The sequence below is a fragment of the Halosimplex aquaticum genome (assembly GCF_028747785.1).
GTDB lineage: Archaea > Halobacteriota > Halobacteria > Halobacteriales > Haloarculaceae > Halosimplex > Halosimplex aquaticum.
In genome coordinates this window covers 2919398-2943430 of record NZ_CP118158.1, presented here as the reverse complement: position 1 = coordinate 2943430, position 24033 = coordinate 2919398, and the positions used below count along the sequence as shown (strand labels likewise).

At 71.7% G+C, this 24033-nt stretch carries 23 protein-coding genes; 16 read left to right on the top strand and 7 right to left on the bottom strand.

The annotated features are described in order from the left end of the window. Window positions 1-17: 17 nt before the first annotated feature. The 3 genes from PSC72_RS14795 to PSC72_RS14785 form a co-directional block, all read right to left on the bottom strand. On the bottom strand, window positions 18-527 hold the full coding sequence (locus tag PSC72_RS14795) for a winged helix-turn-helix transcriptional regulator (protein ID WP_274322188.1): 510 nt from the start codon (window positions 525-527) through the stop codon (window positions 18-20). Continuing rightward, complete coding sequence (locus PSC72_RS14790; protein ID WP_274322187.1) at window positions 524-862, bottom strand: DUF7471 family protein; 339 nt, start codon at window positions 860-862, stop codon at window positions 524-526. The genes PSC72_RS14795 and PSC72_RS14790 overlap by 4 nt, the downstream gene beginning before the upstream one ends. Window positions 863-936: 74 nt before the next feature. Next, a complete protein-coding gene (locus PSC72_RS14785) occupies window positions 937-2421 on the bottom strand; it encodes a hypothetical protein (protein ID WP_274322186.1) in 1485 nt (494 codons plus the stop codon). Window positions 2422-2525: 104 nt separating this feature from the next. On the opposite strand from PSC72_RS14785, the gene PSC72_RS14780 reads away from it, so the two are divergent. Continuing rightward, a complete protein-coding gene (locus tag PSC72_RS14780; protein WP_274322185.1) occupies window positions 2526-3752 on the top strand; it encodes an outer membrane protein assembly factor BamB family protein in 1227 nt (408 codons plus the stop codon). Window positions 3753-3798: 46 nt separating this feature from the next. Here the strand turns inward: PSC72_RS14780 and PSC72_RS14775 are convergent, their stop codons facing one another. Beyond that, window positions 3799-4671 (bottom strand): ZIP family metal transporter, encoded by an 873-nt coding sequence (locus PSC72_RS14775; protein ID WP_274322184.1) that lies wholly within the window; start codon window positions 4669-4671, stop codon window positions 3799-3801. A gap of 142 nt (window positions 4672-4813) precedes the next feature. Between PSC72_RS14775 and PSC72_RS14770 the strand changes: the two genes are divergently transcribed. The 3 genes from PSC72_RS14770 (at window position 4814) to PSC72_RS14760 (ending at window position 8385) form a co-directional block, all read left to right on the top strand. Next, on the top strand, window positions 4814-6241 hold the full coding sequence (locus tag PSC72_RS14770) for an FAD-binding oxidoreductase (protein WP_274322183.1): 1428 nt from the start codon (window positions 4814-4816) through the stop codon (window positions 6239-6241). A gap of 85 nt (window positions 6242-6326) precedes the next feature. After that, window positions 6327-6983: a rubrerythrin family protein gene (locus tag PSC72_RS14765; protein WP_274322182.1), complete on the top strand. Its 657-nt coding sequence runs from the start codon at window positions 6327-6329 to the stop codon at window positions 6981-6983. A gap of 94 nt (window positions 6984-7077) precedes the next feature. Next, window positions 7078-8385 (top strand): glycosyltransferase, encoded by a 1308-nt coding sequence (locus PSC72_RS14760; protein ID WP_274322181.1) that lies wholly within the window; start codon window positions 7078-7080, stop codon window positions 8383-8385. Between the two features lie 30 nt (window positions 8386-8415). On the opposite strand, the gene PSC72_RS14755 is transcribed toward PSC72_RS14760, so the two are convergent. After that, window positions 8416-10755 carry a xanthine dehydrogenase family protein molybdopterin-binding subunit gene (locus PSC72_RS14755; RefSeq protein ID WP_274322180.1) on the bottom strand — a complete coding sequence of 780 codons (2340 nt, stop codon included), beginning with the start codon at window positions 10753-10755 and terminating at the stop codon, window positions 8416-8418. Between the two features lie 142 nt (window positions 10756-10897). Between PSC72_RS14755 and PSC72_RS14750 the strand changes: the two genes are divergently transcribed. After that, complete coding sequence (locus PSC72_RS14750) at window positions 10898-11287, top strand: hypothetical protein (protein ID WP_274322179.1); 390 nt, start codon at window positions 10898-10900, stop codon at window positions 11285-11287. A 4-nt stretch (window positions 11288-11291) separates the two neighbouring features. On the opposite strand, the gene PSC72_RS14745 is transcribed toward PSC72_RS14750, so the two are convergent. Together PSC72_RS14745 and PSC72_RS14740 are read right to left on the bottom strand one after the other, a co-directional pair. Then, entirely contained in the window at window positions 11292-11801 is a 510-nt protein-coding gene (locus tag PSC72_RS14745; protein ID WP_274322178.1) for a 2'-5' RNA ligase family protein, read from the bottom strand. Window positions 11802-11865: 64 nt separating this feature from the next. Then, on the bottom strand, window positions 11866-12048 hold the full coding sequence (locus PSC72_RS14740) for a DUF7554 family protein (RefSeq protein WP_274322177.1): 183 nt from the start codon (window positions 12046-12048) through the stop codon (window positions 11866-11868). A gap of 114 nt (window positions 12049-12162) precedes the next feature. Here PSC72_RS14740 and PSC72_RS14735 point away from each other — a divergent pair, with 114 nt between their 5' ends. The 11 genes from PSC72_RS14735 (at window position 12163) to argF (ending at window position 23952) form a co-directional block, all read left to right on the top strand. Then, window positions 12163-13281, top strand: a complete 1119-nt coding sequence (locus PSC72_RS14735; RefSeq protein WP_274322176.1) for a DUF7345 domain-containing protein — start codon at window positions 12163-12165, stop codon at window positions 13279-13281. A 153-nt stretch (window positions 13282-13434) separates the two neighbouring features. Further along, on the top strand, window positions 13435-14520 hold the full coding sequence (locus PSC72_RS14730) for a hypothetical protein (protein WP_274322175.1): 1086 nt from the start codon (window positions 13435-13437) through the stop codon (window positions 14518-14520). Window positions 14521-14889: 369 nt separating this feature from the next. After that, complete coding sequence (locus PSC72_RS14725) at window positions 14890-16152, top strand: argininosuccinate synthase (RefSeq protein WP_274322174.1); 1263 nt, start codon at window positions 14890-14892, stop codon at window positions 16150-16152. 1 nt (window position 16153) lies between these two features. After that, window positions 16154-17659, top strand: a complete 1506-nt coding sequence (argH, locus tag PSC72_RS14720; protein ID WP_274322173.1) for an argininosuccinate lyase — start codon at window positions 16154-16156, stop codon at window positions 17657-17659. A 216-nt stretch (window positions 17660-17875) separates the two neighbouring features. Continuing rightward, entirely contained in the window at window positions 17876-18040 is a 165-nt protein-coding gene (gene lysW, locus PSC72_RS14715) for a lysine biosynthesis protein LysW (protein WP_006882170.1), read from the top strand. Window positions 18041-18042: 2 nt separating this feature from the next. Next, window positions 18043-18939, top strand: a complete 897-nt coding sequence (gene lysX, locus PSC72_RS14710) for a lysine biosynthesis protein LysX (RefSeq protein WP_274326184.1) — start codon at window positions 18043-18045, stop codon at window positions 18937-18939. Continuing rightward, window positions 18936-19976 (top strand): N-acetyl-gamma-glutamyl-phosphate reductase, encoded by a 1041-nt coding sequence (gene argC, locus PSC72_RS14705; RefSeq protein WP_274322172.1) that lies wholly within the window; start codon window positions 18936-18938, stop codon window positions 19974-19976. Before lysX ends, argC begins: the two co-directional genes overlap by 4 nt. A 14-nt stretch (window positions 19977-19990) precedes the next feature. Beyond that, a complete protein-coding gene (locus PSC72_RS14700) occupies window positions 19991-20845 on the top strand; it encodes an acetylglutamate/acetylaminoadipate kinase (RefSeq protein ID WP_274322171.1) in 855 nt (284 codons plus the stop codon). Beyond that, on the top strand, window positions 20842-21975 hold the full coding sequence (locus PSC72_RS14695) for an aspartate aminotransferase family protein (protein ID WP_274322170.1): 1134 nt from the start codon (window positions 20842-20844) through the stop codon (window positions 21973-21975). The genes PSC72_RS14700 and PSC72_RS14695 overlap by 4 nt, the downstream gene beginning before the upstream one ends. Then, window positions 21968-23062 carry a [LysW]-lysine hydrolase gene (locus PSC72_RS14690; protein WP_274322169.1) on the top strand — a complete coding sequence of 365 codons (1095 nt, stop codon included), beginning with the start codon at window positions 21968-21970 and terminating at the stop codon, window positions 23060-23062. Before PSC72_RS14695 ends, PSC72_RS14690 begins: the two co-directional genes overlap by 8 nt. Next, window positions 23059-23952, top strand: a complete 894-nt coding sequence (argF, locus tag PSC72_RS14685; protein ID WP_274322168.1) for an ornithine carbamoyltransferase — start codon at window positions 23059-23061, stop codon at window positions 23950-23952. The genes PSC72_RS14690 and argF overlap by 4 nt, the downstream gene beginning before the upstream one ends. Window positions 23953-24033: the final 81 nt, after the last annotated feature.

The window sequence follows — 24033 nt, the reverse complement described above, 5'->3', positions numbered from 1 at the left end:
TCCGGATCGGCGTCGACTCACTCCGCCAGCAGGCGGTCGAGCAGGCGCGTGAAGCGGTCGACGAGCCGGTCCGGCAGCGACGGCTCGACCGTGCGCAGCAGTCGCGCCGTCTCCTCGGGCCGTTCGAGCACGAGCGTCACGCGGCCGCGCTCGTCGCGGCGCTTGGCGACGAGGTCGAGGTCGGTCAGCCGGTCGAGGTGCCACTCCAGCGTGCTCCGGGCCACGTCGATCTCCCCGGCGACCTCCGCCGGAGCGCTCGGGCCTCGACGGAGGAGCGTCACGACGACGTCCGCGGCCGTCTCCCGACGTAGCGCGGCGAGCGCGCGCCGCTCGAAGTCGTCGCAGTCGGGCGGGTAGTAGTGCGTCCGGCCGTAGAGGTCGGCCGCGACGACGTCGTCCAGCCGGCGCAGGTGGTACTGGACCTGCCCCGGCGCGAGGTCGAGTTGCCGGACGAGTTCGCTGAAGTACACGCCCGGATTCTCGGCGACGTGGGCGGCGATCCGGGCGCGCGTGTCGGTTCCGGTCATCGCGGATCACCCGGCGCGACCGGACCGGTCGTCCGCGCGTAGTAGATGGCGCCGAGCAGGAAGGTGGCGAGCATGGCGTCGAGCGCGTGCTCGGCGAAGTGGTGGACTCCGGGGTCGAGCGGGCCGAACATCGCGAGCCCGGAGACGACGGTCCGGGCGACCAGCGCCCCGAGCGCGAGCACGACCAGCAGGTACGAGCGCGAGCCGCGCTGGCCGAGCGCCACGACGCCGAGCGCGAGCAGGAGGCCCGAGCCGACGCCCGCGAGCAGGTGGACGCCGAGGAGCATCGGGTCCGGGGAAGGCGGCGCGTGGGCGACCGGGCGGAGCGGTGTCACACCACTGCTAGTCGCCGTCCGTACCTAAGTCGGTCGCTTCTCGGTCGATTCACCCTCCGAACGGATACATCGATTCACCCCGCGAGCGGCCGGGAGACGATCCACAGCGAGAGCACCGTGTACCCGACCATGACGACGACGAACGGGGCGTGTCCCCGCCGGGCGGCCGAACCGGTGCCGTAGCGCTCGGTCGCCACCCGATGAGCGGCGACGACCGCGACGAGGTGGCCGGCGACGACGAGCGCGACCTGCGACCCCCAGAACAGTTCGACCGACAGCCCGGCCAACAGCCGGACGGGGTCGCCCTCGGTCCCGAGCGCGAGGTCGCGGACGACGGCGACGGTCCCGCCGAGGTTCGCGGTCACGAACGGGTAGTTGTGGGCCACCTCGTAGGCCGCCGCGATGGGGACGACGGTCCCGCCGAAGCCGACCGCGGCGTCGAGCCACCCCGAGCGCGGCGACGTACCGGACGCGGGACCGGTACCGAGTCGCTCCGCCAGCGCCGCCGCGAGCGTGAAACTCAGGAGGAAGGCGACGAGTCCCAGCGCGTAGAGGGCGACGCTCGCGACGCCGACGCCGAGGGCGTCGCGGGCCGGCGCGAGGAGGCCGCGGTAGGCTCGCGTCGCGGTGAACCCGTCGAAGCTGACCGTGTACACCGCCGCGACGACGAAGGCGACGAGCGACGCGGACGCGAGGGGCGCGCTGACCTCCTCCCAGGGCGCCCGGAGGGTGACGGCGAAGTCGCCGTCGTCGGTCCGCCGGACCGAGAGCGGCGCGACACGGCCGAGGAGGGCGAACAGGACCGCGAGCGCGTCGGCGCGGGCGAACCACTCCCGGCCGAACGCCGCCGCGCCCGCGAGCATCAGCGCGGCGTAGCCCGCGGCGACGACGACGGTCGTCCCGGGCGAGCGCGTCGCGACGGTCAGGTTCTCCAGCACGCCGACGCCGATGACGAAGCCCGCGACCGCCGGCCAGGCCCCCAGTCGGTCGGGGTAGTCGCCCAGAACGGCGATCTCTCGCCCTTCGAGCGCGACGAGGGCGTCGTAGAGCGTCTCCCACGGCGAGAGCACGCGCCACGGCGACCCGGCGACGACGGCGACCAGGCCGACGCCCTTGAGGAGGAGCGGCCAGAGGACGAGCGTCGCGAGGTTCTCCGCGGCGACCTGCCGACCGACCAGGCCGTGGCCGAGCGCGGCGAGAAACAGCGCCAGGAAACCGACGCGAGCCACGAGGGCGACGGGGCGGACGAGCGGCGACGGGAGCGTGACCGCGGACGGGGGACTCGAATCGCGTGACGGGGAGGACTCGTCGCTGGCCGGCGCCGACCCGTCGGAGGGTGCCCGGTCGGCGACCCCGAGCCAGAGCGCCGTCAGCGCGACCGTCGCGCCGGCGCCGGCGAAGACCAGCGGCAGGGGGACCGGGGCCGTGAACTCGCGGGCGGTGAGTTCGTGGGCGTTCGCGACGCCCGCGGCGGCGGCGAACGCGAGCGTCGCGACTGCGGCGACGACCGCAGGCCGCGCCGCTCGGCGAGCGCCAACTTGCCCCCGGCGTCGAGACATATCGGGAGGTTCGGCCGAGCGCGGCCAAAGGGGCTCTGGTACGGCGCTCGAATCCCGCGGCCGCGTCGGAAGGGCTTTGGCCGGCCGACGGCGACTCGGAGACGATGCGAACCCGCACGGTCGCCGCGCTGGCCCTCCTCCTCGTCGCCTTCGCCGGCGTCGGCGCCGCCGCGTTCTGGACCCTTCCCGGCGGGGGCGGTGCCGCGCTGACGGAACTGTGGGTCAGCGACACCGCGCGGGCCAACGACTTCAACCACCACGGCGTCGGCGCCGCCGACAGCGTCGTCGTCGCGCCGGTCACCGGGCTCCAGGGCCAGGAGGACCTCACCCGCCGCTCATGCTCGCTCAACAGGCTCGACGCCGACGACGGGAGCGTCCGGTGGTGGGCGGGCGTCCCGCCGGAGCGCTGTTTCAGCCACGCGCTGACGAAGCCCGCGGTCGCCGACCTGAACGGCGACGGGCAGCCGGAGGTCGTCGCGGGGACGACCGAGAACGCGACCGTCGCGTTCGCGGCGAACGACGGCCGGGAGCTGTTCCGGATCCCGACGCGCGCCTACGGCTACGCGCGACCGACCGTCGCCGACGTGCTGGGCGACGGGAGCCCGGAGATCGTCGCCAGCGACGTCTCCGGCGACGTGGTCGTCGCGACCGCGGACGGGACCGTCCGCTGGCGCGGCAACGTCTCCAGTCTCGTCTACGCGTCGCCGGTCGTGACCGACCTCGACGGCGACGGGACTCCGGAGGTCGTCGTCGCCGGCAGGGAGGAGACCGTGGCCTACGACGCCGAGGGGACCGTGCTGTGGCGCCGCGGCGTCGGCGCGAACGACGTCGCGGCCGCGACCGTCGGCGGCGAGGTCAGGGTCGTCGTCGCCGGGAACGACGGCGTCGTCGCGCTCGACGGCCCGACCGGCGCCCGCGAGTGGAACCGCTCGGCCGCGGGGTCGCCGACGATAGGCGCGCTCGCTGACGGCGACGGCGACGGCACGCCGGAAGCGTACGTCGGCGAAGCCGGGAGCCTCCTGCGGGCGCTGGACGCCACCGACGGGACCGAGGAGTGGCGGGCGCGGCTCTCGACCGCCGACGGGTCGGTCACGCCGCCGGCCGTCCTCGCGGACCTGGACGGCGACGGCGAGCGGTCGCTCGTCGCGGTGACAAACGGCGGGCGGGTGGCGGTTCTCGACCCGGCGACCGGCGGCGAGCGGGCGACCTACGAGCGCGACGTGCCGATCTGGACCGGCGTCACGCCCGCGAACCTCACCGCTGCACCGGGCGAGGAACTGCTCGTCCGCTACGGCGACGGGCGCGTCGTCGCGCTCGAATACGGGTCCTGACCGAGAGACGGTCAGCGCGGGCCCCCTGGGGCCGCTCCGACGGGCGTTACGCCAGCGAGATGTCGAGGTAGAGCATGACGACGACGCCGACGATGGTGCCGAGCGTCGCGATCCGCTCGTTGCCGTGGAGGTGGGTCTCGGGCACGATCTCGTCGCTGATGACGAACAGCATCGCGCCGGCGGCGAAGCCCATCGCGTAGGGGAGGATCGGGGCCGCGAGCGAGACGGCGAGCGCGCCCAGCAGGACGAGCGGGATCTCGACCAGCCCCGAGCGGATCCCCGTGACCATCGCGTAGAAGCGGCGGTCGAGGCCGGCGTTGACGGCGGCGACCGACACCGCGAGCCCCTCGGGGATGTTCTGGATCCCGATGGCGAGCATGAGCGCGACGGCGTCTCCGATGGAGGAGGTCTCCGCGGCGCCGGGCGCCACCGGCGCCGCGGCCGATCCGAAGCCGACGCCGACGGCCAGCCCCTCGGGCATGTTGTGGAGCGTGATCGCGAGGATGAACAGGACGACCGACGCCAGGCGGTCGTCTTCGACGGACAGGTCTTCGCCGGGCTTGGCCGCGTCCTCCCGTTTCTGTCCGGTCAGCAGGTAGTGGGCGTGGGGGACGAGCACGTCAGCGCGGTCGAGCGCGAGCGCGCCGAGCAGGACGCCCCCGAGCACGGGGAGCGGATTCCCGCCCGGTGTCGCCTCGATACCGGGGAGGATGAGGCTGGTGAAACTCGCGGCGAGCATGACCCCCGCGGCGAACCCGAGCGCGCCGTCGAGCCCCCGCTGAGAGGGGTCGCGCCAGACGAATATCAGCGACGCGCCCAACAGGTTGAGCCCGGCGATGACCAGCCCGCCGACCAGCGCCTGGACCAAAAGCGACTGCGCGCCCAGCGCCTCGACCAACGTCTCGACGACTCCCTGCATGCTGTGTCGCGGCGACGGCGGGCGTGCATATAAAGGTCGCCGCCGGTTCGCCGGCGAACCGTCCGCGGTCGGCCGTTCGGAGCGGCGTCCGATTCCATCCCCGGGGCAAGCGTTCAACCGCGTTCGGCCCCAACGAGGCGACATGTGGAGGAACTCCGACAGCGAGCGAACGGCCCCGGCCCGGCCGCTCTCGACCGATGCGGAAGCGGCGCTGCGTCGCCGCCTCGCCGGCACGGTCCTCACGCCGAGCGACGACGGCTACGACAGCGCGAGGCAGGTCTGGAACGGGCTCGTCAACCGCTATCCCAGCGCGATCGTGCGCTGTCGGGGCGTCACGGACGTCGTGGCCGCGGTCGACCTCGCGCGGGAGGACGACCTGCCCGTTGGCGTCCGCGGCGGCGGCCACCACGTCGCCGGGAACGGCGTGGTCGACGACGGCGTCGTGATCGACCTCTCGCCGATGGACGACGTCAGGGTCGACCCCGAAGCGCGGCGCGCACGGGTCGGTCCCGGCGCGCGGCTCGGCGACCTCCTGCGCGAGACGCAGGCGTTCGGTCTCGCCGCGCCGACCGGGACCTCCGCGGACGTCGGCGTCGCGGGGTCGACCCTCGGCGGCGGCGTCGGGTGGCTCCGGCGGAAACACGGCCTCGGCATCGACGCGCTGCGGTCCGCCGACGTCGTCACCGCCGGCGGCGAGTGCCTGACCGCCAGCGAGTCGCGCAACGAGGACCTCTTCTGGGCGCTCCGCGGCGGCGGCTGGACCGTCGGCGTCGTCACCTCCTTCGAGTTCGAACTCTACCCCGTCGGCCCGGACGTCGCCACGGTCACGGTCTTCTACGACGACGTGGCCGACGCGCTCCGCGCCTACCGCGAGTGGGCCGGCGGCGCGCCGGACGAGGCGACGTCGATGGCGTTCTGCACGGCCGCCCCGGACGACGCCGTACCGGAGAGCGCGCGCGGCGAACCCGCGGTGGGCATCGCGGCGTGTTACGCCGGCCCGGTCGAGGAGGGCGAGCGCGCGCTCCGCCCGCTCCGAGACATCGGCGACCCGCTGGCCGACTACAGCGAGGTGACGACGTTCCGCGACCTGCACGACCTGGGGAACGCCTACCCGCACGGCCGCCGCTACTACTGGAAGTCCCACCTGCTAAACGACCTCACCGACGAGTGCGTCGAGGCGATCCGATCACACGCGGCCGAGGCCCCGTCGTCGCGCTCCAGCGTGACCGTGTGGCACCTCGGCGGGGCGATGGGGCGCGTGCCGACCTCGGCGACCGCCTTCGCGGGACGCGACGCCGCCTACATGGTGAGCGTCGAAGCGAGCTGGGACGACCCGACGGCGAACGCGGCGAACCTGTCGTGGGCGCGCGACGCCTGGAGCGACCTGGGGCGGTTCTCCACGGGCGGGATGTACGTGAACTTCGCCGGCCTGGGCGAGGAGGGCGAGGACATCGTCCGCGCCGGTACCGGGCCCAACTACGAGCGCCTCCGCGAGGTGAAAGCGCGGTACGACCCGGAGAACCGCTTCCGCGTCGGCCAGTCCGTCGGCGGCGACGGCGAGAGCGAGTAGATCGAACTCGACCGATCTGGAGGCGGCGACGCGGGCGGACCGCTCCGGCCGTACATATACCTGCGCGGCGCTCCAACGACGGGCCATGAACGGCCAGGAACTCGTCGAGGCGGTGCGAGAGGCGCGGGCGACGGAACTCGACCGGCTCGGGTCGGACAAGTACCTGATCGCCGCGACGGACGCCGATCTGGAACGCGCCCCCGTCCTCCGCGTCGTCGCCGAGTCGGCGGCCAGCGGCCGCGAGACGTTCGAGCGGTGGGCGACGGAAGCGGTCGGCGACGCCGCGTCGGCCTTCGACACTGCCGCCGAGCGCGAGACCGACCACTTCGACCGCGTCGTCGGCTCGCTGGCCGCGCTGCCGAACGACGACGCCGACGCGGCCGACGCGCTCGACGCCGCGGACGACCCGCTCCACGACGCGCTGGCCGAGACCGAGGGAACCGTCGAGCGGCTGGCCGCCGCGTTCGTCGGCCGCCCGCTCGTCGCCGAGCGGACGCGCCTCCAGGCGGTCAGCTTCTTCGTCAACGAGGCCGACGAGGAGCGAGCGGACCTCGCCAGAGACCTGCGGTCGGACGCACGGGAGCGGCTCCAGGAAGGGATCGACCTGCTCGATTCGGTCTGCGAGGGGGACGACGACTGGGAGCGCGCCGAGCGCGGCGCCGTCCGAGTGATCGACGCGGCCTACGACGAGTACGTCCGCGCGCTCGAAGCGATGGGCGTCGACCCGAAGCCGGTGTGCTAGCCCGGTATGACGGGCGCGGAAGCCTCCGGCTCCGGGGGCACGTGACGTACACAAGACATATACCGGGATCCCGCGACGCTCGGGTAGAGATGCAATGCCACCGACAGTAGCCGTGGCGCACTACCCCGAGGGAGCGGGGCACGCGACGCGGATGTTGGCCGTCGCCGAGGCGATCGAGTCCGCCGGCGGCTCGGTGCGGATGGCGGGCGGAGGCGCCGGCCGGGAGTTCGTCGCGCTCAACGGCTACGACGAGTTCGAACCGACGACCGTCGACTACATCGACACCTATCAGGACGGGTCGCTGTGGCGGGCCGCGACCCGGAGCCTGCCGGCGAGCCTCGGCCGGATCGCCGACTACCAGGCGTGGCTCTCCGCGACCGAACCCGACGCGCTGGTCACGGACGACATGTTCGCTGCGATGGCGGCCACCCGCTGCGACGTGCCCCTCTACGTGCTGAAACACGACATGCCGGGGCTGTACGACGACGCCGTCGAGCGCGCCGGCGCCCGGTTCCACACGCTGTTCCAGCTCTCGGCCGCCCGGGAGTTCTTCTACCCCGTCGTCTGGCCGGGGTCGGAGGCCGACCCCGAGCGGGCGACGCGGATCCCGCCGGTCGCGCTCGACGGCGACCCGCCGGTGCGGGACGAGGCCGACGTGGTGGTCGTCCCGAGTCACTACTCGTCGCTGTCGCGCATCGCCGACCACCTCCGCCGACAGGGGTACGACGTGCTGGACGTGGCCGACGAGGACTGGGACCCGGTCGCGTCGCTGTTGCCGTACATCCGGGGGGCCGACGTCGTCGTGTGTTCGGGGTACTCGACGATCATGGACGCGGCCGTCGCGGGGACGCCCTGCGTCGTCCACCCGGCGACCGACGAGCAGGAGGCCGTCGCCGACTGGCTGGAGCGGTTCGACGTCACCGGATTCGCGGTCGCGCCGGACCAGATAGACGTGCTGGACGCCGTCGCCGACCCGCCGCCGGAACCGCGGTTCGACAACGGCGCGGAGGTCATCGCACAGCGGGTCCTCACCGACCTGCGGGACCCCGACCCCTACGCCACGCCGAGCGCCGACGAATCGTGGACGACCGCCGCGGGGACCGTCCCGCCGGCGTCCCGCCTGCGGTCGCTCGCGACTGTCTCGACGCTCGCCGCGGCGTTCGCGATCACGACGACGAGCCTCCTCTCGCCGTCGCGGTGGCGCCGGAAACTGAGCGGGATCGCGTCGCGGTCCGCCAGCGCCGGTCGCGCCGCCGCGGACCGCGCTAGCTGCCTGGGTCGCACCGCCGCCGCCGCCGCCGCCACTGGAGCGATTTCGACTGCCGCTGACGGCTGTCGCCGCGTGCTCGACCGGTGTCGCCGCGTCACCGCTGACGCGAGAGTTCCCCGGCTGTCCCGGTGACCGGCCGGTCCTGATGACAGAGCCGCACTCTCACTCTTTGGCGTCCCGGATCGCCGACCAAACGCGCTCCTCGGTCAGCGGCATGTCGACGTGGGCGATCCCCAGGGGTTCGAGCGCGTCGCAGACCGCGTTGACGACGGCGGGCGGCGCGGCGATGGTCCCGGCTTCGCCGATGCCCTTCACGCCGAGGTCGTTCGTCGGGCTCGGCGTGACGGTGGCCTCGGTCTGGATATCGGGCACGTGGAACGACCGCGGGACGGCGTAGTCGAGCATCGAGTCGGTCTGGAGGGTCCCGTCGTCGGCGTAGACGGCCGCCTCGTAGCGCGCCTGGCCGATGCCCTGGGCGACGCCGCCTTCGACCTGTCCCTCGACGATGGTCGGGTTGACCCGCTCGCCGCAGTCGTCAAGCGCGACGTAGCGCTCGATGTCGACGGCGCCCGTCTCCGGGTCGACGGCGACGGCGACGACGTGGGTCCCGAAGGTGTAGGCCGTGTCCTCCTGTTCGAAGAACGTCGTCGCTTCGAGGCCCGGGTCCATTCCCTCGGGGACGCCCCAGCCGTAGGCCGCCTCGGCGACGTCCGCGAAGGAACAGGTGTCGTCGGTGTGCTCGGGCGCGGCGAACTCGCCGGCTTCGTACTCGATCGCATCCTCGGGGGCGTCGAGCAGGTTCGCGGCGAATTTTCGGGCCTTCTCCCGGACGGCGCGGGCGCTCTCGGCGACGGCGTTGCCGCCGGTGATGGTGGAGCGACTGCCGAACGTCCCGGTCCCGGTCGGCGTCGCGTCCGAGTCGCCCTCGTTCACGTCGATGTCGTCGTAGTCGATCCCGAGTTCGTCGGCGACGATCTGGGCGTAGGTGGTGCCGTGGCCCTGGCCGTGGGAGTGGGTGCCGGCGTAGACCGTGACCGTGCCGTCGGGGTGGGCGCGCACGACGCCGCTCTCGTGACCGCCGCCGGTCGACTCGACGTAGCAGGCCAGCCCGACCCCGAGGTAGCGGCCCTCGTCGTCGCGATTCGGGCGGTCCCGAAGGTCGTCCCAGCCCGCCGCGTCGAGCGCCTCGTCGAGACCGAGTTCGTAGTCGCCGCTGTCGTAGGTAGCCCCCACCGCCGTCTCGTGCGGGAAGTCGGTGATCTGGTTCGTCCGGCGCAGTTCGGCGGGGTCGAAGTCCAGTTCCCGCGCGGCGGCGCCGACGAGGCGCTCGGCGACGTAGTTGGCCTCCGGACGGCCCGCGCCGCGGTAGGAGTGGATCGGCGTCGTGTTCGTGAAGACGGCGCGGGTCTCGCAGTGGATCGCGGGGACGTCGTACTGGCTGGAGAGCAGGGAGCCGTACCAGCCGGGCATCGAGAGGCTGCCGCCGAGGCCGTAGCCGCCGACGTCGGCGTCGGTCTCGACGCGCAGCCCCCGGATGGTCCCGTCGTCGTCGACGGCGAGTTCGGCCCGCGTCCGGTGGTCGCGGCCGTGGGCGCCCGCGAAGTAGTTCTCGCTGCGGGTCGCGGTCCACTTCACGGGTCTGTCGAGGTCCATCGCGGCGAAGGCGGCCGCGGCCTCGCCGGGGTGGTGGTGGCCCTTGTGACCGAAGCCGCCGCCGACAGAGGGCGCGACGACGCGGATGTCGCTCTCGGGCAGTCCGAGCGTGGTCGAGAGCTTCCCGCGGTGGCCGTGTGGCGACTGGCTCGTCATCTCGACGGTCAGGCGCTCGTCGCCGGCGTCCCAGCGGGCGACGGCCGCCCGCGGCTCCAGCGCGTTCGGGATGAGCCGGTTGTTCGTCAGGTCGACCTCGACGACGCGGTCGGCCGCGGCGACTGCCTCGTCGGTCGCGTCGGCGTTCCCGAGTTCGGAGACCGCCGCGACGTTGTCGGGCGCGTCCTCGTAGACGGTCGGCGCGTCGGGTTCCTGTGCCTCTCGCTGGTCGACAACCGCCGGGAGCGGGTCGGAGACTACTTCGACCGCGTCGGCGGCGTCGCGGGCGCGGTAGCGGTCCTCGGCGACGACGGCCGCGATAGGCTGCCCCTGGTAGCGGACCCGGTCGCGGGCGAGCACCGGGTGGCCGGGCGGGTCGCAGTCGAGCCCGTGGGTGGAGATGGGGAGCACCCCCGGAACGTCCGAGGCGGCGATATCGTCCCACGTGTAGACCGCCAGCACGCCGTCTATCGACGCCGCGGCGGTCGCGTCGACGGACTCGATCTCGGCGTGGGCCTCCTCGCTCCTGACGAAGGTGAGATACGCCAGGTCCGCCGCGTCGACGTCGTCGGTGAAGGTGGCGTCGCCGGTGAGCAGGGCGGCGTCCTCGCGGCGGGCGACGCCCTCGCCGACGAGGTGACTGGATTCGTCCGGTCCGCCGTCCGGCGGGTCGGTCGGCGCGTCGTCGGTCATGGTTTCACATCTGCCGACAGCGGCTAAACTGTTGTCCCGACGCGGATGAAGGGGCGCGGGGCCGAACGCGGTGAACCACCCCCGCACGTTTAGCCCCCGCGGGGCGAAGTCCGTTCGTGACTGGACACGAGGAGCAGAGCAGATGAGCGCCCGGTCGCGGGCCGCGACGAACCGGGCCGTCGACTGGGTGGCGGGCAGCGAGCGCCGACGGGGAGCGGTGGCCGTCGCCGTCCCCGCCCTGTTCTGGCTGGTGGTCGAGCTGGAGGCGAACCTGGGCCTGGCCCCGCTCGTCGCCGCCGCGGCGCTGAGCGCGTTCCTCTACACGCGGGACACGACGCGGGCGACGCTCGCGGCCGGCGCCTACGGGACCGGTCTGCTCGGGATCGGCGTCGCGCTGGTGCAGATCTACTGGAGCGTCGCCCGCGGGAGCACGGCGTCACTGACCGAGACCGTCGCGGGGCTGTGGGGGTGGTTCCTCGTCGGCGCCGTCCTGATCGCGGTCGGCGTCTGGATCCACGGAGCGGATCGGTGAGGGATCAGGCGGGCAGCGAGAGCGAACTGACCGACTGGCCGCGTTCGGCGTCCCAGAACTCCAGGCGTTCGACGACCCACTCGACGGGGTCGAACGGAGCGTCCCGGAGGTCCGCGGCGCGTTTGACGGATCCGCCGCGCGCGACGGTGATGTGGGGGACGTACTCTTCGCCCTCGATCTCCTCGACCGGGTCGAACACCTCGCAGAGCCGGCGGTGGAGGGCTTCGAGGCCGGGGCTCTCGACGGTGAGGTAGACGACGGGGCCCTCGCCTCTGGGGACGTCGGTGAACACGTCGACGCCGCCGACGCGGACCTCGAAGGGGGGTTCGCCGGCGAGGGTCTCGCGGGCGCGGGCCTCGATCTCGTGGTACGTGGCGGCGTCGCCGGTCCCGAGACGCTTGCAGACGAGCGTGTGCTCGCCGCGCGGGCGGACGTCGGCGGTGCCGAGGCGCGTCCCCAGGTCGCCGGCGAGGGCCGCGACCGTGCTGGGGACGGGGACGTTCAGGCTGTACACGGGTGTGAGGAGGGGATCGCCGGCGAAAAGACCGTCGAACGACAGTCCGCGTCGATCCGACGGATCAGATGCGGTCGAGCAGCCAGAGGACGATGAGGACGACGATAACCAGCCCGAAGACTGGTTTCAGCGGACCGAGGACCATCGAGATCGCGGCGTCGAGGATCTCGATCGCGATCCAGACGATCACGAGCACGAGGACGACCTTCAGCAGCGTCTCGACCTCGATGTCTGCCCGGGAGCCCATGACCGAGCGCTCGACGGCCGCTCGCAAATGCCTTGCGGGCGTCGGCTTGTGGCCGCGTGGCGAACCCGGTCCACGTCACAAAGCCTTTCGGGGTACAGACCAACCCGAGTGACGATGAGAGACGCGTCGCGGCAAGTCGCCGCCTGGGTCGCGGCCGCACTGTTGTGTCTGTCGGCCATCGGTCCCGCCATCGGGGCCGCGAGCGGCCCGGGATCGGGGGACGAGCGGGCGTTCGCGGTCGACGGTGGCGTCGCCGCCCAGCAGCAGGTCCCGGCGTTCCAGTCTGCGGTCGACCCGGACGTGGTGCTGCTCCGGGCCGACGTCGGCGAGGACGGCACCGCCCAGTGGACCGTCGCGTTCCGGGTCAGGCTGACCGACGAGAACGAGACCGCCGCCTTCGAGTCGGTCCAGGCCGACGTCGAGGAGAACGCCACCGCCTTCACCAGCCAGTTCGCGACCGGGATGGAGCGGACCGTCGCGAGCGCCGAGAACCGGACCGGCCGCGAGATGGCCCTGGAGAACGTCACCGTCACCGCGACGACGGAGCAGCTCCCACAGGAGTACGGCGTACTTACCTACCGCTTCCGGTGGACGAACTTCGCGGCGGCCGACGGCGACCGCCTGCGGATCGGCGACTCGCTGTCGGGCTTTTTCCTCGACGGTGAATCGTCGCTCACGCTGGCCTGGCCGGAGGAGTACGAGCGCCAGTCGGTGACCCCCCAGCCCGACGAGAGCGGCGAGACAACGGTCACCTGGCGCGGACCCGCTGACTTCGGGCCGGACGAACCGCGCGTCGTCGCCGCGCCCGCGGGCGGGCTCTCCACCACGCTGCTCGCGGTCGCCGCGTTCCTGCTTGTCGCGCTGGCGGCCGGCGGGTGGCTCTACCGCTCGCGGAGTGGCGGTGAAGACGCCGACGAGCGCAGGTCCGGCGGGGCAGCGGCCGGCGGCGCGGCGACCGGCTCGGCGGCAGCGGACGGTGCGACCGACGCCGCGGACACGGACACCGCCCCCGACGAACCGCCGGAGGAACTGCTGAGCAACGAGGAACGGGTGCTTCGCCTGCTGGAGGAGAACGGCGGCCGTGTCAAACAGCAGCGGATCGCCGGCGAGCTCGACTGGACCGACGCCAAGACCAGCCAGGTCGTCGGCAACCTCCGCGAGGACGACGCCGTCGAGACGTTCCGCATCGGCCGCGAGAACGTCGTCACTCTCCCCGAGGAGAGCGACTTGTAGCTTTCGGCCGTTCATTCCGCCGCTCGACGGCTAGACCTCGATTATCGCGAGACAGCGGCCCTGTGTTTGCCGTCGAAAACGGCCTTAATCCGGGTTGAATCGGGTTGGGGATCGGGGATATATATGGAGACAGGAGACTATGATGGGAGTGAGATGGTCGAAGCATCACCCGTCGCCGCGGCGCTACTACTCGTCCTCGGAGCGGTCGGCGCCGTTCCGGTCGCTGCGCTGGCGGGCTCGGAAGCGGGAGCCCAACAGGCGGCGACCGATGGGAACGAGACGGTTGCGCCCGGCGAGCAGTTCGCGGGCGTCGTCGGCGTCCAGCAGGCCGAGGTGTCGAGCGAAGTCGACGCCCGGGCGTTCGGCCAGCGGATCGCCGCCGCGGGGTCGAACCGGTCGGCCGCCGGCGTCGTCGCCGCGGAGGTCGGCGACCTGGACGAGCGGCTCGCCGAACTCGAATCGCAACTGTCGGAACTGGAGCGGGCCCACGAGAACGGGACGGTGAGCGAGGGGCAGTACCGCGCCCGTCTGGCGAAGCTCCACGCCGAGCAGCGGGCGATCGAGCGCCGGCTGAACCAGACCGAGCAGGTCGCCCGCGGGCTGCCCGCCGAGGCGCTGGAGGCGAAGGGCGTCAACGCGACCGCGATCGACCGGCTCCGGACGAAGGCAAGCGAGATGACCGGGCCGGAGGTCGCCGCGGTCGCGCGATCTATCGCGGGCAAGAACGCCGGCGGGGGGATGGGCGGCCCGGCCGCCGCCGGTCCACCGGCGTTCGCCGGGAACCGAACCGGCGCGAACGCGTCGGACGCCCCGGGAAACGGTAACGCCGGTCCGCCGGCCGACGCCGGCCCCGGAACCGAAACCGGACCGCCCAGCGCGGCCGGCCCGAACGACGGAGCACAGAACGAATCCGGTCCGCCGACCGATGTCGGCCCGAACGACGCCGGCTCCGGCGGCGAGGCCGGTCCGTCCGCGGACCCCGGTCCCGGCAACGAGACCGGCGGCGGTAGCGGCGAGGCCGGCTCCGGCGGCGCCGGCGCCGGCGCCGAGAACGCTACCAGCGGCGGTGACGCTGCTGGGAACGCTACCAGCGGCGCTGGTGCCGGCAACGCTGATGGCGGCAGCGACGGTGCGGCCGGGTCGAACGGCGCTGATACCGGCGACACCGACCGGAGCGGCGACGGGAGCGTCGACGACGGGGCGGCCCGGTCGGCCGTCCCCCTGTTCGAGTGGATCTGATCGGCCGCCGGGTGCCGCCGACGGAGAGGACCGGCAATTTCTGCCCGGCCGTGTGAACGGCTAACAGACGATAACGGGCCGCTCGGCGGCGGTTCGCAACCTTTTAGTAGCGAGTTCTCGGTAGTAGCAGGTACATGGCTACGACCCGCGCTCCCGGCACGCAGGCCGCGTCGAGTGGCGGGTCCGCCGACCGACTTTTCGCGCGTCGGAGCGCGGCGCCGACCGGCGTCGACGCCCGACGACCGCGGCGACGACGACCGGGCCGTTAGGCCCGAAATTACTACTCCCATCGTCGCCACGTCTCGTTTCCGACTCCCGCCACCGTCGGGTTCCGGGCGGACATCTCACCCGACAGTCACCACACAACACATGACATCCGACCCATCCGGCACCGTCGCGCTCGCCTTCTCCGGCGGGCTCGACACGACAGTCTGCGTCCCGCTCATCAAGGAAGAGTACGGCTACGACGACGTCATCGGCGTCACCGTCGACGTCGGCCAGCCCGCCAAGGAGTTCGACGAAGCCGAGGAGACCGCCGAGGAACTCGGTCTCGAACACTACGTCGTCGACGCCAAGGAGGAGTTCGCCGAACTCTGCCTCCAGTCCGTCAAGGCCAACGGCACCTACCAGGGCTACCCGCTGGGCACCGCACTCGCGCGCCCGGTCATCGCCAACGCCATCCTCGAAGTCGCCGAGGAACAGGGCTGTAGCGCCCTCGCCCACGGCTGCACGGGGAAGGGCAACGACCAGCTCCGCTTCGAGGCCGTCTGGCGCGCCTCGGATCTTGACGTGCTCGCGCCGGTCCGCGAACTCGGCCTCACCCGCGAGTGGGAGAGCGAGTACGCCGCGGAGAAGGGCCTGCCCGTCGAGGGCGGCGACGGCGGCCGCTGGAGCATCGACACGAACCTCTGGAGCCGCTCGGTCGAGGGCTCGGAACTCGAAGACCCCGCCTACGTCCCCGGCGAGGAGATCTACGACTGGACCACCGCGCCCGGCAGCGCCGAGACGGAGACGCTGGAACTCACCTTCGAGCAGGGCGTCCCGGTCGCGCTCGACGGCGAAGAGATCGGCGCCGTCGAACTCATCGAGCAGCTCAACGAGACCGCCGGCAAGCACGGCGTCGGCCGCTCGGACATCATGGAGGACCGCATGCTCGGGCTGAAGGTCCGCGAGAACTACGAGCACCCGGCCGCGACGGTGCTGCTGAACGCCCACGAGGCCCTGGAGAGCCTGGTCCTGACGCAGGAAGAGCGCGCGTTCAAACAGCAGGTCGACCAGCGCTGGGCCCAGAAGGGCTACGAGGGCCTCGTCGACGCGCCGCTGACGAAGGCGCTCGAAGGGTTCATCGAGCAGACCCAGACGAAGGTCACCGGGACCGTGACCGTCAAGCTCGACGGCGGGCAGGCCCGCCCGGTCGGCCGCGACAGCGAGTACGCGGTCTACAGCGAGTCGGCGGCCTCGTTCAACGAGGAAGCGGTCACCGACGACATCGAACAGGACGACGCCACGGGCGTCGCGAAGTACCACGGCTTCCAGTCGCGCCTGGCCAACCGCGTCGCCGAGAACGTGGCGGCGAAGCAGGCCGAGGCGGCGACGGACGGCGGCGGGGACGCCGCAGACACGGACGAATAAGATGACCGACAGCGAGGACACCCCTGAGGCGGGCGAGGCCGACGGAGAGACCGGCGGGACCGCGATCCGCCGGGACCGCTTCTCCGGCGGACCGGCGCGCGGGTTCATGTCCTCGCTGGCCGCCGACGAGCGGATCTTCGCGGCGGACCTGCAGGTCGACCGCGCCCACGTCGTGATGCTGGCCGAGCAGGACATAATCGACGACGAGGACGCGAGCGCGATCCTGGCGGCGCTGGACGACGTCGAGGCGGCGGGCCACGGCGAGTTGCCCGACGCCGAAGACGTGCACGAGGCCATCGAGACCGCCGTGATCCAGCGCGTCGGCCCCGAGGGCGGCCGGATGCACACCGCCCGCTCACGCAACGACGAGGTGGCGACGTGTATCCGGTATCGCCTGCGTTCGGACCTGTTCGAGGCGCTCGAAACTGTGGTCGGCGCGCGTGAGCAGTTGCTCGACGCCGCCGCCGACCACACCGAGACGGTGATGCCCGGGTTCACCCACCTGCAGTACGCCCAGCCGGTGACCGTGGCCCACTGGATCCTCTCCTACGAGGGGCCGCTGGCGCGCGACACCGAGCGGTTGCTCGCCGCGCTGGACACGACGAACCAGTCGCCGCTCGGCGCGGCGGCGTTCGCGGGGACGCCCTTCGACGTGGACCGCGAGCGCACCGCGGAACTGCTGGGCTTCGATAGCACGGTCGCGAACTCGATGGACGCCACGTCCTCGCGCGACTTCCTCGTCGAGACGACCAGCGCCCTGACGACGCTGGCGACGACGCTGTCCGGCATGGCCGAGGACCTCGTCGTCTACAGCGGCCGGGACTACCTGGAGATCAGCGACGACTACGCGTCGACGTCGTCGATCATGCCACAGAAGAAGAACCCCGACACGCTGGAGATCGTCCGCGCCACGGCCGGCGAGGCCCAGGGCGCGCTCCAGCGGCTGCTGACGACGCTGAAGGGGCTGCCCCGGTCGTACAACATCGACCTGCAGGAGGCGACGCCGCCGGCCTGGACCGCGGTGGACGCGGTGCCGCCCGCGCTGGAGGTGGCGACGGGGGCGCTGACCACGGCGGAGTGGCACGAGGACGTACTCGCCGACGAGGCCGCGGCCGGGTTCTCGACGGCGACCGGCGTCGCCGACCGCCTGGCGATGGCCGGCGTCCCCTTCCGGACGGCCCACGAGGTCGTGGCCGCGGTGGCCGAGGACCTCGAACCCGGACGGGACGCCCCGGAAATCGCCGAACTGGAAGCGGCGGCCGAGGAGATCCTGGGCGAACCGCTGACGGCGTACGTCGACGAGGAGACGCTGGCGGCGACGCTCGACCCGGTCGAGAGCGTGGCGATGCGCGACTCGGCGGGCGGCCCCGCGCCCGACGCGGTGGCCGACCAGATCGAGGGCGCCCGCGGGCGCCTGTCCGCCGACGAATCGGCGGTGGCCGACCGGCGGGACGCCGTGGCCGGCGCGCTCGACGGACTCGAATCGGAGGTGGCCGACTATGTCTGACCGCGAGGACGCCCGGATCCGTCCGCACATCGACCCGCACCACCGACCGCAGCCGCTCCCACGACCCCCGCGAGGGGAAATAACACAAAACTGATACAGTGAACGGACTGTCCACGAATTCCGGCTCGCAACGCGGTTAGCGGGGCGTATGCGTATTACTCTTTGTCTGATAGGTTCGAAGGCTTTAAGTAGGTAGCAGTCCGAGTTGCGGGTACGATGGCAGAATGCGTCGAGTGCGGGGCGGAGGTAACCCTGCACGACGGCATCGAGATAGGAGAGATCGTCGACTGTGGCACCTGCGGTGCGGAGCTCGAAGTCGTCGACACCGAACCTCCAGTCCTCGAGACGGCACCGGAGCTCGAAGAGGACTGGGGTGAGTGAGAGTGAACGTCGGCATCCTCTACTCCCGGATCCGCCGGGACGAGAAGCTCCTGCTGAACGAGCTGCGTGAGCGCGACCACGAGGTCGTCAAGGTCGACGTGCGCAAGCAGCGCTTCGGGCTCTCGGACGCGCCCGAGGACATGCAGGACGTCGACGTGCTCGTCGACCGCTGTCTGGCGACGAGCCGCTCGCTGTACGCCACCCAGTTCGCCGAGGCCTACGACATCCCGGTCGTCAACGCCGCCGAGACGGCGGAGGTCTGCGCGAACAAGGTGAAAAACAGTCTCGCGCTGGAGGGGGCCGGCGTTCCGACGCCGACGACGGACGTGGCGTTCACGAAAGACGCCGCCCTCGAGAGCATCGAGGAGTTCGGCTACCCGTGCGTCCTCAAGCCCGTGATCGGGTCGTGGGGGCGCCTGATGGCCAAGATCGACTCCCGGTCGGCCGCCGAGGCGATCCTGGAACACAAGGAGACGCTGGGCCACTACGAGCACAAGGTCTTCTACATCCAGGAGTTCGTCGACAAGCCGGGCCGCGACATCCGCATCGTCGCGGTCGACGGCGAGCCGGTCGCCGGCATGGTCCGCTCGTCGGACCACTGGCTGACCAACGCCGCCAAGGGCGCCGAGACCGCCGAGATCGAGATCACCGACGAGATGCGCGAGCTGGTCGAGACCGCGAGCGACGCGGTCGGCGGCGGCCTGCTCGGCATCGACCTCATGGAGACCGGCGTGGACGACGACGGGAACCCGTCGGGCTACACCGTCCACGAGGTCAACCACACCGTCGAGTTCAAGGCGCTCAACGAGGTCACCGACGTCGACGTGCCCGCCGAAGTCGTCGACTGGCTGGAGGAGCGCGCGGGTGCCGACGAGGAAACCGCAGAGGCAGCCACATGAGTGAATACACCGCATCGGTCGTCGGCGGCTCGGGCTTCACGGGCGGCGAGCTACTGCGCCTGCTCGCCGGCCACCCCGAGTTCGAGGTCGCACAGGCGACCAGCCGCTCGAAGGAGAACAAGACGGTGGGCCACGCCCACCCGAACCTCCGCGACCTGGACCTGCGTTTCTCCTCACCCGAGGACCTGGAGAGCGTCGACGTGCTGTTCGCGGCGACGCCCCACGGCGTCTCGATGGAGCAGATCGACCAGTTCCAGGAGGCCGCCGACACCGTCGTCGACCTCTCGGCGGACTTCCGGCTGGACACGGAAGCGCAGTACGACGAGTGGTACGACGGGCACACGCGCCCGGAACTGCTCGAGGACGCCGTGTACGCGCTGCCCGAACTGACCCGCGACGAACTGCCGGGCGCGGATCTGATCGCCTCCGGCGGCTGTAACGCGACGGCGACCATTCTGGGGCTCAAGCCGCTCGTCGAGGACGGCATCCTCACCGGCGACGAGCAGGTCGTCGTCGACGTGAAGGTGGGCTCCTCGGAGGGCGGTGCAGGGGGCGGGGAAGCCTCCTCGCACCCCGAACGCTCGGGCGTCGTCCGCCCGTACGCGCCGACGGGGCACCGCCACGAGGCCGAGATCGAGCAGTTCCTCGGGCTGGACGTCTCCTTCACCGTCCACGCGGTGGACATGATCCGCGGCGCGAGCGCGACCTGTCACGTCTTCCCGGGCGAGCCCGTCTCGAAGGGCGACCTCTGGGGGGCGTACCGCGGCGAGTACGAGGACGAGCCGTTCGTCGAACTCGTCGCGGGCGGCGGCGGGGTGTATCGCTACCCCGAGCCCAAGGCGGTCGCGGGGACGAATCGTGCGGAGGTCGGGTTCGAACTCGACCCCGGAAACAAGCGCCTCGTCGTCTTCTCGGCGATCGACAACATGATGAAGGGCTCGGCGGGGCAGGCGGTCCACGCCGCCAACGTCGCGCTCGGCGTCGAGGAGACGGCGGGCCTGGAGTTCCAGGGCCTCCACCCGGTCGGGGCCCCCTGAGCAGGTGATTTTTCGTGACTACAGTCGTCAAGATCGGCGGCGCTCGCGCGGTCGACCCCGCGGGCGCACTGGCGGACGTTGCATCGCTGCGTGAAGACGGAGAGGACGTCGCCGTGGTTCACGGCGGCTCCACGGCCGTCGACGAGACGCTCGAACGCCTGGGGATAGAGCCCGAGTACGTCGAAACCCCCTCCGGCGTCGTCGGCCGGTTCACCGACGAGGAGACCATGGAGGTGTTCGAGATGGTGTTCGGCCACCTCAACACGCAACTCGTCGCGGGGCTCCAGAGCCAGGGCGTCGACGCCGTCGGACTATCGGGCGTCGACGGCAAGCTCCTCTACGGCCCGCGAAAGTCCGCGGTGCGCGTCATGGAAGACGGCAAGCGCAAGATCCGTCGCGGGGACCACTCCGGGACGATCAAGCGGGTCAACGCCGACCTGCTGGAGACGCTCTTCGACGACGGCTACACGCCCGTCGCGTCGCCGCCGATGGCCGGCAAGGACGACGACGAAGTGGTGCCGGTCAACACGGACGCCGACCGCTCGGCGGCCCACATCGCCGGTGGGCTGGAGGCGACGCTCGTCCTGCTGACGGACGTCGAGGGGATCTACGCGGACCCCGACGACCCCTCCACCCTCATCGAGTCCGTCGAGACGCCCGCCGAGTGGGCGGACCTGGAGGACGCCGCCGAGGGCTTCATGGAGCGGAAGGTGATGGCCGTCGAGGAAGCGCTCGACGGCGGCGCCGACGAAGTGGTGGTCGCGGACGCGAACGCCGAGGATCCGATCCTCTCGGCCCTCTCGGGCGGCGGCACGCACGTCCACGCGTCGGCACTTTCAGATACTGCGGACACGGAGGAGACACAATGAGCGGATTCGTCTTTTCGGAGAAACCCATCCAGATCGAATCGGGCGACGGCACAGTCCTGTACGGCGACGACGGCACGGAGTACCTCGACATGGGTGCCTCCTACGCCTGCGTCCCGCTGGGCCACGGCCACGAGGCCGTCCACGACGCCGTCACCGAGCAGTTCGAGAAGCTGACCTACGTCCAGGCGTCGTACCCCAACGCCGCGCGGACGGCGCTGTACGAGCGCCTCGCCGACTCGGCGCCGGACCCCATCGGCAAGACGTGGCTCTGCAACTCGGGGACCGAGGCCAACGAGGCGGCGCTGAAGTTCGCCCGCTCGGCCACCGGGAACTCGAAGATCGTCGCGACGATGAAGGGGTTCCACGGCCGGACCATGGGCGCGCTCGCGACGACGTGGAAGAGCAAGTACAAGAAGCCCTACGAGCCGCTGATCGGCGACGTGGAGTTCGTCCCCTACGACGACGGCGACGAACTCGCCGACGCCGTCGACGACGAGACGGCGGCCGTCATCGTCGAACCCGTCCAGGGCGAGGGCGGCATCAACCCCGCCTCCGCGGAGTTCCTCCGGCGCGCCCGCGAGGTGACCGAGGAGGCGGGCGCGGCGCTCATCTTCGACGAGGTCCAGACCGGCATGGGCAGGACGGGCACGCTGTGGGCCTGTGAGCAGTCCGGCGTCACGCCGGACATTCTGACGACCGCGAAGGGTCTCGGCAACGGCTTCCCGGTCGGGGCGACGCTGTGTCGCGACTGGATCGCGGACAACTACGGCAGCCACGCCTCGACGTTCTCGGGCGGTCCCGTGATCTCCGCGGCGGCGGGGGCGACCGTCTCGACCATCGTCGAGGAGGACCTGCCGGGCCACGCCGGCGACGTGGGCGCGTACATGCAGGAGCGCCTAGACGAGGAGCTCGGCGACGAGGTGCGCGACGTGCGCGGCGAGGGGCTGATGGTCGGCGTCGAGGTCGGCCGCGGCGCGAACCGCGCGCTGAAGCAGCTCGCGCTGAACCACGGCGTCCTGGCACTGCCGGCCGGCCGCACCGTCGTCCGGTTCCTCCCGCCGCTGACCGTCAGCGAGGAGGAGGTCGACCGGGTCGTCGACGCCATGGCGGAGGTCGTGGGCGATGAGTGAGGGCGAGGGAGCCGATGCGGACGACGGCGAGGAACCGGCCCCCGACCTGCCCGCCGACGAGGAAGCCCGCGAACTCCTGATCGACGTGGTCGACACCCCGTCGGTGACCGGCGAGGAGGAAGCGGCCGCGCAGGTCCTCGTCGAGTTCTTCGAGTCCCACGACCGCGAGGTGTGGGTCGACGAGGTCGGCAACGTCCGTGCCCCCGCGGACGACGGCGTCCTCCTCACGTCGCACATCGACACCGTGCCGGGCGACATCCCGGTCCGAGTCGAGGAGGGCGAGGACGGCGAGGAACTGCTGTGGGGCCGCGGGAGCGTCGACGCGAAGGGGCCGCTGTGTTCGATGGCCGTCGCGGCCGTCCGGACGGGCGCCTCGTTCGTCGGCGTCGTCGGCGAGGAAGTCGACTCCCGGGGCGCTCGCCACCTCGTCGAGGACCGCGAAGCGGAACCGGACGCCGTGGTCAACGGCGAGCCGTCGGGCTGGGACGGCATCACGCTGGGATATCGCGGTTTGCTCGCGGGGACGTACGTCGCGACCTCGGAGTCGGGACACTCCTCGCGCCCGGAGAACAACGCCATCCAGGACGCCATCGGCTGGTGGTCCGACGTGGAGGAGGAGTTCGGCCACGACGAGTGGGTGCCCGTCTTCGAGCGAGTCACGTGCAAGCCCATCAGTTTCGAGGGCGGCATCACCGACGACGGGCTCTCCGTGGAGGCGACGGTCGACGTGCAGCTGCGCGTTCCGCCGGAGTACACCACCGAAGAGGTGCACGAGATGGCCGACGGTCACCTCACGAACGGCACCGTCCACTGGCACGACGCGGTCGAGCCGGTGATGCAGAACCCGCGGACTGCGGCCGGACGGGCCTTCCGCGCGGCTGTCCGGAAGACCGGCGGCGACCCCCGACTCCTGCGCAAGACCGGCACAAGTGATATGAACATCTACGCACAGGAGTGGGACTGTCCGATGGTGACCTACGGCCCCGGCGATTCGGACCTCGACCACGCACCGGACGAGCACGTCTCGCTGGCCGAGTACGACCGCGCCGTGGCCGTCCTCGAAGACGCGACGGAGCAACTACTATGACCAACTTCCTCGACGTCGACGACCTCACGACCGACGAACTGGCGACCGTCCTCGACCGCGCGGCCACCATCAAGGCCGACTACGAGGCGAGCGGTGCGAGCGACCTCCTCGGCGGCCAGACGCTCGGGATGATCTTCGAGAAGCCCTCGACCCGGACGCGCGTCTCCTTCGAGACGGGGATGACCCAACTCGGCGGCCACGCCGTCTTTCTCGGCCCGGACGACATCGGGTTACACGGCCGAGAGCCGGTGAAAGACATCGCGCGAGCGCTGGGCCGCTACGTCGACTTCGTGATGGCGCGGGTGTTCGACCACGACGACGTGGTCGAACTCGGCGAGTACGCGGAGGTGCCGGTCATCAACGCGCTGACCGACGACGCCCACCCGTGCCAGACGCTCGCCGACCTGCTGACGATCACGGAGCACTTCGACGACGACGTCTCCGTGGCGTGGGTCGGCGACGGGAACAACGTCTGTCAGTCGTTCGTCCTCGGGTCGGCGATGTGCGGGCTCGACCTGACCGTCGCGACGCCCGAGGGCTACGGCGTCGACGACGACGTACTGGACCGCGCCGACGGCCTCGGCCCGGCGCCCGACGTGACGACAGACCCCGAGGCGGCCGTCGCGGACGCCGACGTGGTGTACACGGACGTCTGGGTCAGCATGGGCCAGGAGGACGAGCGCGAGCAGAAGCTCGCGGCGTTCGACGGGTTCCAGATCACCCCCGAGTTGCTCGGCGACCGCGCGCTGATGCACTGCCTGCCCGCCCACCGTGGCGAGGAGGTCACCGACACGGTCATCGAGAGCGACAACGCCATCGTCTGGGACCAGGCCGAAAATCGCCTGCACGCCCAGAAGGGGCTGCTGGCGTGGCTGGCCGAGCAGGAATAGTCCCGCGCCGAGCGGAGCGAGGCGCGCTTTTTCGCCCACGTTTTTCGAAGAGTGGTCGCGAACGAAGTGAGCGACCCGATG

What these genes read in the sequence shown, in the direction of transcription:
- PSC72_RS14795 (WP_274322188.1), bottom strand. Translation starts at nt 527, where the DNA reads ATGACCGGAACCGACACGCGCGCCCGGATCGCCGCCCACGTCGCCGAG.
- PSC72_RS14785 (WP_274322186.1), bottom strand. Translation starts at nt 2,421, where the DNA reads ATGTCTCGACGCCGGGGGCAAGTTGGCGCTCGCCGAGCGGCGCGGCCT.
- PSC72_RS14780 (WP_274322185.1), top strand. Translation starts at nt 2,526, where the DNA reads ATGCGAACCCGCACGGTCGCCGCGCTGGCCCTCCTCCTCGTCGCCTTC.
- PSC72_RS14775 (WP_274322184.1), bottom strand. Translation starts at nt 4,671, where the DNA reads ATGCAGGGAGTCGTCGAGACGTTGGTCGAGGCGCTGGGCGCGCAGTCG.
- PSC72_RS14770 (WP_274322183.1), top strand. Translation starts at nt 4,814, where the DNA reads ATGTGGAGGAACTCCGACAGCGAGCGAACGGCCCCGGCCCGGCCGCTC.
- PSC72_RS14765 (WP_274322182.1), top strand. Translation starts at nt 6,327, where the DNA reads ATGAACGGCCAGGAACTCGTCGAGGCGGTGCGAGAGGCGCGGGCGACG.
- PSC72_RS14760 (WP_274322181.1), top strand. Translation starts at nt 7,078, where the DNA reads ATGCCACCGACAGTAGCCGTGGCGCACTACCCCGAGGGAGCGGGGCAC.
- PSC72_RS14755 (WP_274322180.1), bottom strand. Translation starts at nt 10,755, where the DNA reads ATGACCGACGACGCGCCGACCGACCCGCCGGACGGCGGACCGGACGAA.
- PSC72_RS14750 (WP_274322179.1), top strand. Translation starts at nt 10,898, where the DNA reads ATGAGCGCCCGGTCGCGGGCCGCGACGAACCGGGCCGTCGACTGGGTG.
- PSC72_RS14740 (WP_274322177.1), bottom strand. Translation starts at nt 12,048, where the DNA reads ATGGGCTCCCGGGCAGACATCGAGGTCGAGACGCTGCTGAAGGTCGTC.
- PSC72_RS14735 (WP_274322176.1), top strand. Translation starts at nt 12,163, where the DNA reads ATGAGAGACGCGTCGCGGCAAGTCGCCGCCTGGGTCGCGGCCGCACTG.
- PSC72_RS14730 (WP_274322175.1), top strand. Translation starts at nt 13,435, where the DNA reads ATGGTCGAAGCATCACCCGTCGCCGCGGCGCTACTACTCGTCCTCGGA.
- PSC72_RS14725 (WP_274322174.1), top strand. Translation starts at nt 14,890, where the DNA reads ATGACATCCGACCCATCCGGCACCGTCGCGCTCGCCTTCTCCGGCGGG.
- argH (WP_274322173.1), top strand. Translation starts at nt 16,154, where the DNA reads ATGACCGACAGCGAGGACACCCCTGAGGCGGGCGAGGCCGACGGAGAG.
- lysW (WP_006882170.1), top strand. Translation starts at nt 17,876, where the DNA reads ATGGCAGAATGCGTCGAGTGCGGGGCGGAGGTAACCCTGCACGACGGC.
- argC (WP_274322172.1), top strand. Translation starts at nt 18,936, where the DNA reads ATGAGTGAATACACCGCATCGGTCGTCGGCGGCTCGGGCTTCACGGGC.
- PSC72_RS14695 (WP_274322170.1), top strand. Translation starts at nt 20,842, where the DNA reads ATGAGCGGATTCGTCTTTTCGGAGAAACCCATCCAGATCGAATCGGGC.
- PSC72_RS14690 (WP_274322169.1), top strand. Translation starts at nt 21,968, where the DNA reads ATGAGTGAGGGCGAGGGAGCCGATGCGGACGACGGCGAGGAACCGGCC.
- argF (WP_274322168.1), top strand. Translation starts at nt 23,059, where the DNA reads ATGACCAACTTCCTCGACGTCGACGACCTCACGACCGACGAACTGGCG.